Source organism: Paenirhodobacter populi, from assembly GCF_004022215.1.
GTDB classification, from domain to species: Bacteria; Pseudomonadota; Alphaproteobacteria; order Rhodobacterales; family Rhodobacteraceae; genus Rhodobacter; species Rhodobacter populi.
The window spans coordinates 65,299-80,468 of the sequence record NZ_SAUZ01000016.1; the positions used below are offsets into that span (position 1 = coordinate 65,299).

Consider the following 15,170-nt stretch of genomic DNA (forward strand, 5'->3'; position numbering starts at 1 on the left):
GTCACACCTCCGGCACGTCGATATCGGCCACCGGGCCGCCGAGATGCAGCTTTGCCCCCGTCACCGCCTGCAGATCGTCGAAGCTGAGCCCCGCAACCTTTTCGCGCAAGACGAAATGCCCGTCCTCGATATCCACCACGGCGAGCGAGGTATAGACCCGCGTCACGCAGCCCACGCCGGTCAGCGGCAGGGTGCATTTTTCCACGAGCTTCGGCTTGCCGTCCTTGGTCACATGGTCGGTCAGCACGGCCACCCGCTTTGCCCCATGCACAAGGTCCATCGCGCCGCCCACCGCCGGAACGCCCTTGGGCCCGGTCGACCAGTTCGCCAGATCGCCGGTCTCGGCCACCTGATAGGCACCGAGGATCGCCACATCCAGATGCCCGCCGCGCACCATCGCGAAGCTGTCCGCATGGTGGAAAAAGGCCGCGCCCGGTTTCAGCGTGATCGCCTTCTTGCCGGCGTTGATCAGGTCCCAGTCCTCGGTCCCCGGAGCCGGGGCCTCGCCGAAGCCAAGAACACCGTTTTCCGTGTGGAACACCGCCTGACGGCCGGGGGGCTGGAATTTCGCCACCATTTCCGGGAAGCCGATGCCAAGGTTGACATAGGCGCCATCGGCGATGTCCTGCGCCGCACGCCAGGCGATCTGCGCGTTGGAAAGTTTCGCGGTCATGCCTGCACCTCAGGGTAATGCGTGTCGGCGCGGTTCAGCGCCTCTTCCTGCGCGGGGGCCGGAACCTCGACGATCGCGTCGACGAAGATGCCGGGGGTGATGACGTTCTCGGGCTCGATCCCGCCGGGTTCGACCGCGCGGGTCACCTGCACGATGGTTTTCGCCCCGGCCATCGCCATGATCGGGCTGAAGTTCCGCGCCGCCATCCGGTAGGTCAGGTTGCCGTAGTGATCGCCAAGCTCCGCCTTGATCAGCGTGAAATCGGCCTTGAGCCAGCGTTCCATCACATAGGACCGCCCCTCGAATTCCTGCACCGGCTTGCCCTTGGCAAGGTCCGTGCCGAAAGAGGTCGGCGTGAAGAAGGCCGGGATCCCTGCCCCGCCTGCACGGATACGCTCGGCCAGTGTGCCCTGCGGCACCAGTTCCAGCTCGATCTGCCCCGCCAGATATTTGTCCGTGAAGACCCGCGGATCGGCCGAGCGCGGGAAGGAACAGACCATCTTGCGCACCATGCCCTGTTCGATCAGCGCGGCGATGCCGACATGACCGTTGCCGGCATTGTTGTTGATGACGGTCAGGTCCTTGGGGCTGCCGGTCGCAAGGAAACGGTCGATCAGCGCGTGGATCAGCTCGATCGGCGCGCCCGAGCCGCCGAAACCGCCGATCATCACCGTGGCGCCGTCGGGGATATCCGCGACCGCCTCGGCCAATGTGGCAATGCGTTTGTCCATGAACTCCTCCTGCTTGTCGGGCGGAAGTTACGCCCGGGCGAGGGTCTGGCCTAGGAATTTCGTGCGCTTGTTGACATTTGTTCTATATGTGACCAATCCTGTGCGCATGGTGAACAAAACCGATTTCATCGCCTCTCTGGCCAAGGGGCTTCAGGTGATCGAGGCCTTCCGCGCCGAACATCCCCGCCTTGCCATCGCCGATGTGGCGGAGGCGACGGGGCTCGACCGGGCCACGGCGCGGCGCTGCCTGCTGACGCTGCATGAGCTGGGCTATGCCGATTACGACGGCAAGTTCTTCACCCTGACCCCACGGGTTCTGCGGCTTGGCATGGGGACGCTGGCGGCGCTGCCGCTGGCGCAGGTGGTGCAGCCGTGGCTCGATCAGCTGTCGGAGCGGATCGGGCAGTCGACCTCGGTCGCCATTCTGGACGAGACGGAAATCGTCTATCTGGCGCGGGCGGCGCAGCGGCGGGTGATGTCGATCGGGCTGATGCCGGGATCACGGCTGCCGGCGCATTCCACCTCGCTCGGGCGGGTGCTGCTGGCGGCGCTGCCGGAACACGAGGCCCGCGCCATCGTCGAACGGTCGGACCTGACGCCGCGCACGGCGCTGAGCCTGACCCATCCCGACGACATCATGGACCGCATCCGCCTGGCCCGGGTCGATGGACATGCCCTGATCGATCAGGAGGTCGAGATCGGCCTGCGCTCGATCGCCGTGCCGCTCTATTCCACCTCGGGGCGCGTGGTCGCGGCGCTGAACACCGGCGTCGCCGCCGTGCAGACCGCGCCCGGGGAACTGGAAACCCTCTATCTGCCTGCATTGCTCAAGGTGCAGGACGGATTGCGCCGCGTCCTGCGCGGCTGATGCGGCGTCTGCGCTACAGCCAAGCGCCTTCTGCCGTCGTTTTTCCATAAATATCCCGGGGGTGAATTTGCGCATCAGCGCAAAGAGGGGGCTGGCCCCCTCCTACCCCTCCGTTCGCCCCGCGGCCCGTTCCGGAGCGCCCTAGATACCCGCATCCGGCCCGAAACGACGCGCAAGCGCCGCGCGGACAATCTCCGGCACGGGGATCTTCTCCATTCCCGGCGTCGTGACGAAGACAGAAACGAAGGACGCGGTAAATCGGAGCACCCGGCCCTGCTCCGCGCTCAGGCGCAGCCGCACCGAACTGCGGCCGACCGCCTCGGGCGCCACCGAGAATACCAGCGGCGTTCCGGGGATCACGGGCGCCTTGAAATCCATCTCCATATGCACGAAGGGCATGCCGAAGCCGTATTCGGTGTTCATCCGATACCAGCCCTTGCCGTCGAGTATCTCTTCCCAGAACACATCCAGCGCCTCAAGCGCGAGGTTGCTCAGCGTGCCGGTGTAGGCGATGCCCGCCGGGTCGCAATCGCCGAAGCCGACGCGCCGCTGCCACTGAAATGCCTCTGTCATGTCTGCCTCCTGAAAGCCGCTGTCCGTCATACGCCGGGGATCTCGGGCGTGGTCTGACGGGGCGGGATGTCGTCGTGAACGGGCACGGTCTGGCGCTCGATCATCCGGTGGACGCGGGGCATTTCACCGCCCCGGTGCAGCGCCCGGAGGTTGTCGAGGTTCTCGGCATCCGCCTTGGTGCGGCGATGGTTGTGGCGCAGATAGTCGAGCCAGGTCGGCACATGATAGCTTTCGGTCCACTGGCGCGGGTTTTCCATGTCGCGCAGCAGCGCCCATTGACGCGCCCCGTCGCGGATGCGGATGCGGCGGCGTTCCTGCATCAGGCGCAGGAAGGTATCGGTATCCTCGGGGTCGATGATATAGTCGATCATCACCATGATCGGACCACTGCGCGCCTTGATGTCCAGCACCGGCTCGGGCGCGCGGAAGCGGTCCAGCGGCGCAAGATCGAGCGTCGAGAATTCCGGCAGCCAGAGCCAGAAGCCAAGCAGCAGCCCGATCAGCAGCATCGCGGCCGAGGTGCAGAGCGCGAACGAAACCCCCTGTCCGTCGGCCAGCGCCCCCCAGCTCCACGCCCCCACGGCCATGCCACCGAACACCGCCGTCTGGTAGAAGGACAGCGCCCGCCCGACGACCCATCGCGGCGTCGCAAGCTGCACCGTCACGTTGAACAGCGACAGCGCCAGCACCCAGCATGCCCCGGCCAGCAGCAGCGCGGCGCAACTGGTCAGCATCAGCGTCGAAAACGCCAGCACCGTCATGGACAGCGCGAAGCCGGCAAAGGCCAGCCGCACCACGACCTCATTCGTCAGGCGCTCGCGCAGGGGGCCGTTGAGGGCGACGCCGCCGATCGCGCCAAGCCCGAAACAGCCGAGCAGGATCCCGTAGGTCAGCGCGCTCCCCTGCAGCGTGTCGCGCGCGACGACGGGCAGCAGCGCCAGCACCGACACGGCGGCAAAGCCGAACACCGCGCCCCGGCCCATCACCCGCAGCAGTGCGGGCGACATCATGATATAGCGCAGCCCCGCCCCGAGCGCGGCGCCCAAAGGCTCGGGCGGCAGGCTGGATTTCGGATAGGCGGGCTTCCAGCGGATCAGCGCCCCGATCAACGGCAGGTAGCTGAAGGCATTCAGCGCAAACGCCGCAGCCGCACCCGCCGCCGCGACGATCAGCCCGCCGATCGCCGGGCCGAGGCTGCGCATCATGTTGAAGCCCATGCTGTTCAGGCTGACCGCATTGGGCAGATCCTCGCGCGCGACGATATCCCCCATCGAGGCCTGCCACGACGGGTTGAACAGCGCCGTACCGGACCCGATGAGGAAGGTGAAGGCCAGCAGCAGCCAGGGCGTCAGCAGCCCGAACCAGCTGCACAACGCGAGCGCGGCCGAAACCACCAGCATGAAGACCTGCGCAAAGATCATGATCCGGCGCCGGTTGAAATTGTCGGCCAGCGCCCCCGCGATCAGGGAAAAGGCCATGATCGGCAAGGTGTTGGACGATTGCACCAGCGCCACCATCCCATGCGAGGGTGTCAGCGACACCATCAGCCACCCCGCGCCCACCGCCTGCACCAGACCGCCGAGGTTCGATGCCAGCGTCGCCGTCCAGAGGGCTCGGAAACTGCTGTTGCGGAAGGGCGTGAGGACAGAGCTTCTGGGCATCTCGGCGGGCTGTTTGGGAATGTGGCTGGAGCCTTATGACTGGAACAGGAACGATGTCGCAAGGTGATTTGTTCAGATAGCGGCGGCGAATGGCACGGCTGGCGCACGAAACCATCCCCACAATCCGGCCGGGATCCCATGCGCCCGGAACCGGCAAGACGCCGTTCGATCCGGCGACAGCGCAGGCCGGAATTACTGGCCCCTTCTCCCGCTTTCATCCATGAATATCCGCGGGAATGAGGCGGATCAAATGGCCTTCCTGTGGAAGGACGTCGCGCCGAAAACCGGAACGGGGCGGGGGCAACGCCCCTCCCCCGCAACGACCGATCCCTCACGCCTTTTGCTGAAAAACCTGCGTCGTGGCGATGGCGAGCGCGCCCAGAAAACCGACGATGGCAAAGACGTAGAAGCCCCAGGGATGGCCGATCCCCATCGAGACCAGCGTGCCCCCGACCAGCGGGCCGGTGATCGCCCCCACCCGGCCGACGCCCGCCGACATACCAAGCGCGGTGGCGCGCACGCCCGGCGGGTGGTTCGCCGCGGTGAAAGCATAGACCAGCACCTGCGCCGAAAAGACGAAACAGCCGGTCAGGAACACCATCGGGTAAAGGATGGCCGAGGGCATCCTGACCGACAGCGCCGCCAGCAGCACCGCCCCGCACAGGAACCACAGGAAGGCCGCGCGCTTCAGCCCGATCCGGTCGCCGACCTGTCCCGCGACAAGCAACCCGCAGATCGCCCCGGCATTGAGCAGGAGCAGCAGCCACAGCCCCCCGGTCAGCCCGTATCCCGCCGCCATCATCAGCTTCGGCAGCCAGGTGTTCAGCCCGTAGACCAGCAAGAGCCCCATGAACGAGGTCACCCAGATCGCGATCGAATTGCGCAGGAACGGATGGCGGAACAGGGATCCGAGCGACGCCTTCTGCTCGGCCGGGGCCGGCGGGGCGAGCGTGATGCCGAACTGCGTGGCGATGGCCTGCGCCTCGGCAGTGCGGCCCTTCGCGATCAGGAAAGAGGGCGATTCCGGCAGATACCGGAACATGACCGGTGCAAGGATGAAGCCCGGAATGGCGCCGACGACGAACATCGCCCGCCAGCCGAAGACCGGCAGCAGCACCAGCCCCAGAAGCGCGGTCGCCACCGCGCCGACGTGATAGCCGGTCATCACCGTGGTCGAGGCCTTGCCGGCCCGGCCGCGCGAGAACTCGGTCACCATGGCGATCGCCGTGGGCAGGCAGCCGCCAAGCCCGAAGCCGGCAAGGAAGCGCAGGATCCCCAGCTCGATATAGTTCCGCGCAAAGGCGCAGCCGAGCGTCAGCACCGAAAAAGCCACCACGGCCCAGATCAGCGCCTTGCGCCGGCCAAGCCAGTCGGTCGCGATGCCGACCGAAAGCGCCCCAATGGTCATGCCGACAAGGCTGATGGTCGAAACGAAGGTCGCTTCGGCCGGGGTCATCCACGGCGTTTCACCGCTGGTCAGCGGCGGGATCAGCGCGCCGAGAACCACGAGGTCGAAGCCGTCAAGAACGACAGCGATCCAGCAAAGCAGCGCGACGATGCGCGCGGACGCACTCTGGGAATGGGTAGGTGCCAAGATAGTCTCCTTCCTGATGTCAGGACGAATCCCGGGCCCCTCAACCCTTCCCGTTGCCGCGGCGCGGCAATGGTCCCCTCGTCCTTAGCGCGGCAGACTAGCGAGCCGGATATGCAGCGGCAATGTGCCGCACCCCCAGAAAAACATGACATTTTTCGCGAGATATATATACCTGCGGTTAAGTTTTGAGGCTTTCAGCATGGCTGCGGCGTTAAGAATGCGAACCGCGATCAGCCTATTGAGGCCGCGGCTCACGCCACGCAAGCCGCGCGTCCACTGGAATACCTATCCGGAAAACCTGCGTGGTGCCAGCCAGCCACAGCCGTAGTCGAGCAACCGGCATGCTCGCGCGGCCGGTTGCGAGACGATTTTGGATGCCGGTCATAATTGAAGCCCGCCCGGCCGCGTGATGCCCTTCACGGACGCACAGGCGGATCCCCGTGGTCGCCGGATGCTGCCCCACGGGCCGGATCCAGGCCGATAGCCGGCTCGCGAAAACATGACCAATGCGAAACCACCCTCCAGCTCCGTCCGCCGCCGTTTATTTCAGCAGTTCGTCAGAGCGACGGGCTTCGGACGCTGGCTCATGAACAGAGTGGAAAACAGCAGCCGGGATCGGCCTCCTGAGGTCCTTCAGGCATTGTCTTCGATGACCAGATCATGCAATTTAAAGGAGAATTCAATCGGCATAGTCCCATATTCACTGCTCAGTTCACGAAATCCACCTCCCAAATCCTCCTGAAAGACGACCAATGCCCAGCCTCTCGTTCGATCGCGGATCACTGCTGTCCGGTAGGAAGCGTATTGCCATTTTTGCCTCCTACAGCGGTGATGGCTTTCTTCCTCCACAGGTTTTGCCCTACCTCGCCGGGCTGAAGCCCCTGACCCAGGCGATCATCGTGGTCTGCGACAACGATCTGGCCCCCGGAGAGCGCGAGAAGCTGGCGCCATACGCCACCCATGTGATCACCGGCCGACACGGCGAATACGATTTCGGCTCCTACAAACGCGGCACGGCCTGGGCGCGCGACAACGGACTGCTTGAGACTGCGGATGACTTGATCCTGTGCAATGACAGCTGCTTTGGTCCCGTCGGTTCCTTCGCACCGATGTTCGAGAAGATGGAAGCGCGCGGGCTCGACTTCTGGGGCGCGACGGACAGCCGCGAATTCACCTATCACCTGCAAAGCTATTGGGTGGTATTGAGCCGCAAGGTTTTCCTTTCCTCAGCATTCACCAGCTTCCTTGAAAGCGTGAAGAAGCAGGACAATGTTCAGAAGGTGATCCTGAACTACGAACTTGGCCTGACGAAGACATTGATTGAGGCCGGGTTCAAAGCCGGTGCCATGGTCGAAAATACGTTGAAGGGCGTGCACCCAAAGGACCCGAGCAAAAACAACCTGACACTATTCCCTCTTTATACGCTCGAACACGGCCTGCCCTTGGTGAAAGTCAAGGCGCTTCGTGTAGCCCATACAAATGCAGACGGGCAGAATCGAGTGCTGGAATGGCTTCATCAAAACGCGCCTGATCTCTATGAACACGTCATCTCGGACATTGACATAAGGCGCTTCGAAGATGCGGATGATGTCGCATTTTCGTTGATCATGCCGACACATAACAGGGCATGGTGCATTTCGAAAGCTGTCACCGCAGTCATGGCGCAAACGCATCGCCGTTTTGAACTGATCATCGTGGATGATGGCTCTATCGATGACACCGAAGGGTTAATTACGCGAGACTTTGGCGCCGATCTGGAGACTGGTCGTATCCGCTACATCCGACTGCGAGAGAATGTTGGCGTTTGCAATGCGCGCAATATCGGGATAGCTCATGCCCGCAATCCATGGATCGGATACGCAGACAGCGACAATGTAATGCGACCATACTTTCTGACGATGATGGCCAATGCGATCGTCGAACATCGGGATCGTGATGCTTTCTATGGAAGAATGATCCACGTCAATGGCGGCGTTATAATTGGAAAGTCGTTTAATCGAGAAGGCCTTGTCAAGGGCAATTTCATTGATCTGGGCGTCTTTGTTCACCGCAGATCTCTCATCTCGAAATTTGGTGGCTTCGACGCGGAATTGCGCCGACTCGTCGACTGGGATCTTTGCATCCGCCTCACACGCCACAAAGATCCCATTTACATTCCAAGAATTCTTCTGGACTATACGGATGAGCAGCATGATGATCGGATTAGCGTCTGCGAGTCATTTCTTAAAGCTGATATGATGATTCACACCAAGCATGACGACAGACCTACAGTGTCGACTGTCATACTGGGCTATAACCACCAACAGTTTATCGTCGAGGCGATTGAAAGTGCATTGTCGCAAAAGGGAACGCCCTTCCATGAAATCCTCCTAGCGGATGATGGATCGAATGATGGAACGGCAAGAATATTTGCACGTTATGCAGAAAAATATCCCAGAATAATTCGGAACATCAGTCGAGGAGGAAACTTCGGCATTGCAGAAAACTATCGTCATTGCTTCAAGGAGGCCGTGGGTAAGTTTATAGCAGTTCTGGAGGGTGATGACTACTGGACTGATCCAGAGAAGAATATGAAACAATCATCTTTTTTGATGTCGCACCCTGAAGCAACTATGGTTTTTTCCCGTATTGAGTTGCTGGATATGGGAAAGAATAGTTACCGCTTATTACCGCGGCAAGATGGATTAGCATCTTTGCTGGCGGGATCTGATTTTGCCAAGAATGAGCACCTCAACCTGATCGCCAATTTCTCCTCTGCAATGTTTCGCAAGAAAATCATGGCCGATTTGCCCTCGGCAGTCTATAAGCCGAGGATGAATGAAATTACGCTGTCGTTCTATCTTGATCGCATTGGTAAATTTGGCTTCATTGATGAAGTTATGAGCGTTTACCGGTTGAATTCCGCCAGTGTCTGGACCGGTGCGAGCCAGATTTCACGATTAGAACAAGCGATCGAAATCCGCGAAAATGCTTTGCGTATTGCCAAGCCCGAACATCGTCCTGCCATACAGGCACGCCTTAACGAGAAAAAGCACCAGCTTGCGGCCCTGCTGGCGACCGCAAAGAATGTCACAAAGGTCGCATAAACATTACCGATGAGCAGATCAGCTATGGAACAATCCACCCGTAAAGTCGCAGTTCTGGTTCTGGGAATGCATCGATCCGGCACATCCCTTTTGGCGGGGGTGCTCCATAGCCTAGGTTGCCAAGGCCCAAAGACACCTGTCGCAGCCAATGATCGTAATCCAAAAGGCTATTTTGAGTCACAGCCGATATTTCGCCTCAATGACGAGATCCTCGCCGCGGCTGCTCTCAAATGGGATGACTGGCGCCCTCTCGACCCGGGCTGGCAACTCTCGCCGAGGTTCAATGAATTCCGGGATCGTGCGGCCGAATTGATCGAGGCGGAATATGGCCGTTCCTCATTGATTTACCTCAAGGATCCACGCATCTGTCGTCTTCTTCCGCTTTGGCGGCAGGTCCTCGAAGATAACGGCTATCGCGTAGTCTGTATCCATACCCACCGTAGTCCGGTCGAAGTGGCCACATCGCTCGAACAACGCCGCAATATCGAGGTGGATCCGAGTATCGGAATGCTTGTCTGGTTGCGATACGTTCTGGAGGCGGAGGCCAACAGCAGGGATCTGCCGCGGATATTCACCAGCTATTCCCGGATCCTCGGGAATTGGACAGAGTTCTCCGCACGGGCGGAAGAACGATTTGGTTTCTCCTGGCCGGTGATCTCGCAGTTGCGCGAGGAAAGGGTCGCCGATCTGATCGATCCGAAATTACGCCACCATGACTCTGATATAGCCGCGACTCTGAAGAACGCGGCGGCACCAAAACTTATCGTCGACAGTATGCGCATTCTGGAAGAATGGGCCGCTGACGGGGAGAAAGAAGAAGACAGAAACGTTCTGGATCATATACATGGTCAGTTCGATCTTGCGGCGTCGCTGTTCTCCCGTCCACTGGTCGCTTTGGATAAAAGGAAACAAGAAGCAAGGCGGCTGGAAAAGGATCTGAATGCGTCGAAGGCGAAGCTCGTCGAACTTGAAACCAACGCTGAATCTCTTTCCGACACGATCGCCAAGCAACAGGAAACTCTGGTCGACCTCACGCGCGAGCGTGACGAAATCCGTGAACGGGAAGGTATTCTGCAGGGTGAGCTGCAACAATGCAATGATGCTCTGGTAAGGATACAGGCCGAGGCTGACGCAAAGCAAGCGGAGCATGAAACCGAGATAAACGCTCTTTCCGACACGATTGCTGCGCAGGAGAAATCCTTGAATGATCTCATCAGTGAGCGCGACAAGAGCCAAGAGCAAGAAAACATTCTGCAAAAAGAACTGCAGGAGCACAATACAATCTTGATGCAAATGCAGGCGACGGCCGAGGAGAAGCGAACCGAGTTAGAGGCGGAGATCGGAATCCTTTCCGACAATTTGATTGATCGCGACAAAGGAATTGTGAACTTGCGTCGCGAACTCGACGCGATAAGGAAGGAAAAGGAGGCATCAGAAAAGAGTTTCTCTTCTGAAATTAGAGCGCTTTCCACTCAACTTTCCGAGTGTCAATCGAGTGATAGCGCTCTTTCAGAGGTCCGATCTTCTCATGAAGCAAAACGGACCGCACTCGAGGCCGAGATCAGGGTGATGGCCGATAATCTGATCGTCCGCGACAAGACGATCATGACCCTGAGGCAGAAACTTGACGCGAAGACAAGGGATGCCGAGACGCTTCAACGAAAGTTCGAGGCTGAGGTAAACCCAGCTTCCACTGGACGCGATCACCGAAAGATCGGTGATCACACCCCAGCACATGGATCAATTGAGCAGCTCACACCTTATAGAGTTTCAGGCTGGGTATTGAGTGTTCAGGGAACAGATCCTGTTCTTGAAATCACCGTCGATGGAAAAATCGTCGGTCGCGCCGTCGTGAATCCGGTGGATGGCGGATCAAAGTATATCTTCCATTTTCGCTTTAACGAGCCATTAATAAAACGACTCTATCACGTTGTGCGCGTTTATGATCGCACTTCGGGAAGAGAGGTGCCCGGGCGAGGATTTCCGATATTGCGCAATTGTGTCGGTCGCTTGGCGGACGCCCATACCCGGATCGAAGGGTGGATAGACCGTATTGATGACAAAGCGATAAGTGGTTGGGTTATCGACAATGCGTCGATTGTCAGCCCGCCAATGCCAGAATTGTTTGTGGATGAGATCCGGGTCACGGCGATACCGTCGCGTTATTCACGGCTTGACCTGACTGCAAACGGTTATGGCGATGCGAGGCTTGGCTTTTATTTCGATCTACAGGCCCTTGGCCTCAATGCGGGACAGCATCAGGTGACTATCAGAGCGGCAGGAAAGAAATTGCCTTTGGTTCCAGGTCAGAGCACTCAGATCAATATCGGAGAGCATCTTTCTAAAAGAGTCCACGTCTCGGCATGAACTCTTTCTGATAGACGCGATGTCGATAATATTTTCCCCGGACAGTAGCCGACCATAGAGGTAAAACGCGCCAATGGGGTGAGCAATTCGGAGTTGCATTAAATCAGTGGGCGTTGTTGCGCTATTCGGCGCTGAGTTTGAGCTTTCCCTTTCCCAGTTGGCTTCAGGCGACGACTTCGATTTCGGCTCTTCCGAGGGCCGAGCAGCGATCCATGATAGCGATGCGGATCTGGATTTCGGCGGTTTGGCGGTCGGGATCGCGTGACATGATCCGTTCGCCGAAGAGCTTGAGGCGGTTCATCTGCGCCTCGATGCGGCTTCGGGCATGATAGCCTGTCCATTTCTTCCAGAGAGCCCGGCCCAGACATCTGGTCGTTTGCAGGATCTCATTGCGCGAGATCGCTGCAGGGCAATCGGGTTTCCACGCACGGCCGTTCCGTCGGATCGGGATGATCGGCTCCGCGTCGCGCTCAAGGATCGCAGCATGGCAGCGACGCGTGTCGTAGGCTCCGTCCGCAGTGACCGTCTCGATATCCTCGGTGACCGGGATCTGCGACAGCAGCTCCGGCAGGATCGGGCTGTCGCCTTGTCGGCTGGAGGTGAACTCGGCAGCACGGATATCACCTGTCATGGTGTCCGTCGCCAGGTGAACCTTGCGCCACTCCCGACTACGCGCCGCGCCATGCTTGCGGGCCAGCCATTCGCGATCACCGCGGAAACGGATGCCATTGCTGTCGATCAGCAGATTCAGGGGCTGGCCGGAGCATCGATAAGGGATTTGAACCGCGATCCGCGCCTGGCGGCGGCACAGGGTCGAATAGTCCGGCACCGGCCAGTCGAGACCGGCCATCTTGATCAGGCTCGCGACAAGACCGACGGTCTGGCGGAGCGGTAGGCCGAAGAGGACCTTCAGCGTCAGGCCAATCGTCGGGCAAACAGTCCCCCGGACTGTTTGCTGACCCTCCTCATATCTGAATGGCGCTGTCGGAGAAAGCCTCGGGGTGGCCGCGCCTGCCGGTCCTGACCGCCGACCACTCCAGCTCGGCATCGAACCAGATCGAAAGGGAGCCACGTCGCTTGAGCGAGGCGTTGTAGATAGACCAGTTCGTCGTGCGATAGCGGGAGGTGTTAGGCTTCGGCATGTGACTGACCTAACCCTACCGATTCCCAAAATGAATCCATATCACCGATATGTGCAACAAGCCCGGTAGACCTCGCCGTTCGCCATCGGGCTTGAACCGGTGGCGCCTCGATGGCTCACCCCTTGAGGCTGCCGACGAAGAACGTGCCGACCGACAGTAGCTCGCCCGACGCCGCGCTTTCGACATGGCGCTCGCGGTAGGAGGGGTTGAGCTTTTCGAGGAAGGCAGCCTGCTCGGCGGTGATATCGATGACCTTGCCGGCATTGGCCTCTTCCAGCGCCAGCCAGCGCTCGATCCGGGTGCCGAGCCCATGGTCGTTGAGCAGCTTCTGGATCGTGATCGCCGAGATCCGTTCGCCATTGGGCTCGAACCAATGGCGCTCCAATGGCTCACCCTTCCAGCGAAAGGATCGCCTCGAGCCGGTTGCAGCCGTATGCCGGGTGCTCAAGCGCTAGGGCCCGGATGCGCTCGACAACCTCCGGCGCGGTGGCCTGCGGGTAGGACTTGTGGATCGGGGGCAGGTCCTTCAGCCCGTCGAAACCTTGGGTCTGGAACCATCGCTTCCACTCGTAGAAGCTGGTGCGATCCATGCCGCGCTGACGGCAGGCCTCGGCGACGTTGCCTGGTTCCCGCGCTAGCTCCAGCACGCTCATCCGCTGTTACGCGACTTTGCTGGCCGCGTCACGTGGCGACTTCCTGATCTTCGATGATCCGTCCCTCGGTGGTTCCTCCTTTCCAAGAATTGCACGGAAAGAAGGTTAAGGGGACAGGTTCGGGGCCCATGGCGAAGGGCATCAAGCTCCTCGGTGAATGAGAGGGGACCGTGGCTGCGGAGCAGCCGCGCAAGCCCATCGAATGAATGGTTCGCGCGCAAGCATGGCACGCATCGCCGACGCCGGTATCGCAAGGCTCAACTGGCCATAGATACGGCCACCGACATCTGCGCAGCGGAGTTCATCTCCAGCGACAAGGGCGACATCGAGCCGATGAAGCGCCACTGGCTCGAGCGAACGGGCGAGGGTTCTGCCCCACCCGCTCGACCAGATCCCGCCCGATGAGCAGATCGGCACCGTGACCGGAGACGGCGCCTCCGACACCCGCCGCTATCACACGGCCATCCTGCTGCGCGGCGGTACCGTAGTCATACCCTTCCGCAAAAACGGGCAACGATGGCGGGGGACTGCCCGCCGCGCTCGACATGGTCCTCGGACCAGTGGCGGATAATGTCTCGCCCCGCAACAGGATCCCCGTGCGCCCCAACGCCCGGGCCGCATTCGTCGGACTTGCGCGGCGCCACTGGCGCCACGGTTCCTCCTCATCCTGGAAACGCTGGTCCGGATATCACGTCCGAAGCCGGATCGAGATATGAGGAGGACCATGAAACAGTCCAGTGGACTGTTCTCCCGACGATTGGATGAAATACCTCAAGGCGTTCGGGGAACGCAGCGCATCACGCGACCCGGACCGACAGACGGCCGAAGTCCAGATCCGTGTCGCACTGATGAATCGCGTCAAAGCGTTCGGCACCGCCGAGATCGAGCGCGTGGCATGAACTCAACCGGGAAAGGGCACTGCCTACTCAGGTTTTGACTTTTGCAACAACGCCGATCACGCCGATGCCGGATGCCCGGACAATCCTGTGTGCTTGATCGGCCGCTGGATCGAAGACTACAATGATAACCGCCCGCACTCAGAGCTGAAAATGTGCTCGCTCCGCGAGGTCATCGCAGCGCAAACCACAACCTCCTGAGTGCCCGATGAAACGGGGCAAGACCAAGACCGACGCCCGGACAACATGCGTCCCCAACTACTGCTGCGTACCTTACCGAATACAGCGTCAATTGCAATCCTACAGAAATAGTAATTATCATTGCTTCCGACGGTGGCATGAGGAGCAGCCACCGCGAACCGGAGGAACCATATGATCGTCACGAAACATGTCCTGTCGGCGCAGACGGCGCTGAGCCTTGTTCAGCACGCCTTCGCCCATGCGCAGGCGCAGGGCTGGCCGGTGGCCGTTGCCGTCACCGACCCGGATGGAGAGATGCTCGCCGCGCTGCGGATGGATGGGGTGGGGCCGCATATCCTCGGCTTTGCGTCGGACAAGGCCTATACCGCGGCGCTGATGCGGGTGACCACAAAGGCCTATTTCGAGGAGGTCAGCCAGCGCGACGATTCCCGGATCGTGCTCGCGAACCGGCAAAGGTTCATCGTCTGGGGCGGCGGGCTGCCGGTCGTGCATGACGGGCGGGTCGTGGGCGGCATCGGCGTTTCGGGGGCAACAGCCGCCGAAGACATCGAATGCGCGCAGGCGGCGCTGACGGCCGAAGGTCTGGATTGGGCGGTCCCGGCGCAGGCCGAATGATCCCTGCACATCACGCAACAAAAATAAACTAGTCAATATTATTGCAACAACTATTGCAAACCCCGGCGCGTTCGTCTTTCATGCCTCCCGGAGGGTCGGATTCGACCGGG

The 15,170-nt window shown here is 60.4% G+C and carries 9 protein-coding genes and 3 pseudogenes; 5 read left to right on the forward strand and 7 right to left on the reverse strand.

What is annotated here, in order from left to right; genetic code table 11:
• Position 1: 1 nt before the first annotated feature.
• Together D2T30_RS14235 and D2T30_RS14240 are read right to left on the reverse strand one after the other, a co-directional pair.
• Entirely contained in the window at positions 2 to 673 is a 672-nt protein-coding gene (locus D2T30_RS14235) for a 3-oxoacid CoA-transferase subunit B (protein ID WP_128209417.1), read from the reverse strand.
• Positions 670 to 1,404 carry a 3-oxoacid CoA-transferase subunit A gene (locus D2T30_RS14240; protein ID WP_128209418.1) on the reverse strand — a complete coding sequence of 245 codons (735 nt, stop codon included), beginning with the start codon at positions 1,402 to 1,404 and terminating at the stop codon, positions 670 to 672. Before D2T30_RS14240 ends, D2T30_RS14235 begins: the two co-directional genes overlap by 4 nt.
• Before the next feature lie 106 nt (positions 1,405 to 1,510).
• Between D2T30_RS14240 and D2T30_RS14245 the strand changes: the two genes are divergently transcribed.
• Positions 1,511 to 2,272 (forward strand): IclR family transcriptional regulator domain-containing protein, encoded by a 762-nt coding sequence (locus D2T30_RS14245; protein WP_128209419.1) that lies wholly within the window; start codon positions 1,511 to 1,513, stop codon positions 2,270 to 2,272.
• A 141-nt stretch (positions 2,273 to 2,413) separates the two neighbouring features.
• On the opposite strand, the gene D2T30_RS14250 is transcribed toward D2T30_RS14245, so the two are convergent.
• The 3 genes from D2T30_RS14250 to D2T30_RS14260 all read right to left on the reverse strand — a co-directional run bounded on the left by D2T30_RS14250 (position 2,414) and on the right by D2T30_RS14260 (position 6,100).
• Complete coding sequence (locus tag D2T30_RS14250; protein ID WP_164884312.1) at positions 2,414 to 2,845, reverse strand: acyl-CoA thioesterase; 432 nt, start codon at positions 2,843 to 2,845, stop codon at positions 2,414 to 2,416.
• A 26-nt stretch (positions 2,846 to 2,871) separates the two neighbouring features.
• Positions 2,872 to 4,506, reverse strand: coding sequence for an MFS transporter (locus D2T30_RS14255; RefSeq protein ID WP_128209421.1), 1,635 nt, complete (start codon positions 4,504 to 4,506; stop codon positions 2,872 to 2,874).
• A gap of 331 nt (positions 4,507 to 4,837) precedes the next feature.
• Positions 4,838 to 6,100: an MFS transporter gene (locus D2T30_RS14260; protein ID WP_206612972.1), complete on the reverse strand. Its 1,263-nt coding sequence runs from the start codon at positions 6,098 to 6,100 to the stop codon at positions 4,838 to 4,840.
• Between the two features lie 752 nt (positions 6,101 to 6,852).
• Here D2T30_RS14260 and D2T30_RS14265 point away from each other — a divergent pair.
• Together D2T30_RS14265 and D2T30_RS14270 are read left to right on the forward strand one after the other, a co-directional pair.
• Positions 6,853 to 9,186 carry a glycosyltransferase gene (locus D2T30_RS14265; RefSeq protein ID WP_128209423.1) on the forward strand — a complete coding sequence of 778 codons (2,334 nt, stop codon included), beginning with the start codon at positions 6,853 to 6,855 and terminating at the stop codon, positions 9,184 to 9,186.
• Positions 9,187 to 9,210: 24 nt separating this feature from the next.
• Positions 9,211 to 11,553: a hypothetical protein gene (locus D2T30_RS14270; RefSeq protein WP_128209424.1), complete on the forward strand. Its 2,343-nt coding sequence runs from the start codon at positions 9,211 to 9,213 to the stop codon at positions 11,551 to 11,553.
• A 163-nt stretch (positions 11,554 to 11,716) separates the two neighbouring features.
• Here D2T30_RS14270 and D2T30_RS14275 read toward each other — a convergent pair.
• Positions 11,717 to 12,695, reverse strand: a pseudogene (locus tag D2T30_RS14275) (IS5 family transposase).
• 118 nt (positions 12,696 to 12,813) lie between these two features.
• Positions 12,814 to 13,438, reverse strand: a pseudogene (locus D2T30_RS14280) (helix-turn-helix domain-containing protein); the annotation flags it as partial.
• Positions 13,439 to 13,715: 277 nt separating this feature from the next.
• Between D2T30_RS14280 and D2T30_RS23655 the strand changes: the two are divergent.
• Together D2T30_RS23655 and D2T30_RS14295 are read left to right on the forward strand one after the other, a co-directional pair.
• Positions 13,716 to 14,247, forward strand: a pseudogene (locus D2T30_RS23655) (transposase); the annotation flags it as partial.
• 369 nt (positions 14,248 to 14,616) lie between these two features.
• Complete coding sequence (locus D2T30_RS14295; protein WP_128185780.1) at positions 14,617 to 15,060, forward strand: GlcG/HbpS family heme-binding protein; 444 nt, start codon at positions 14,617 to 14,619, stop codon at positions 15,058 to 15,060.
• Positions 15,061 to 15,170: the final 110 nt, after the last annotated feature.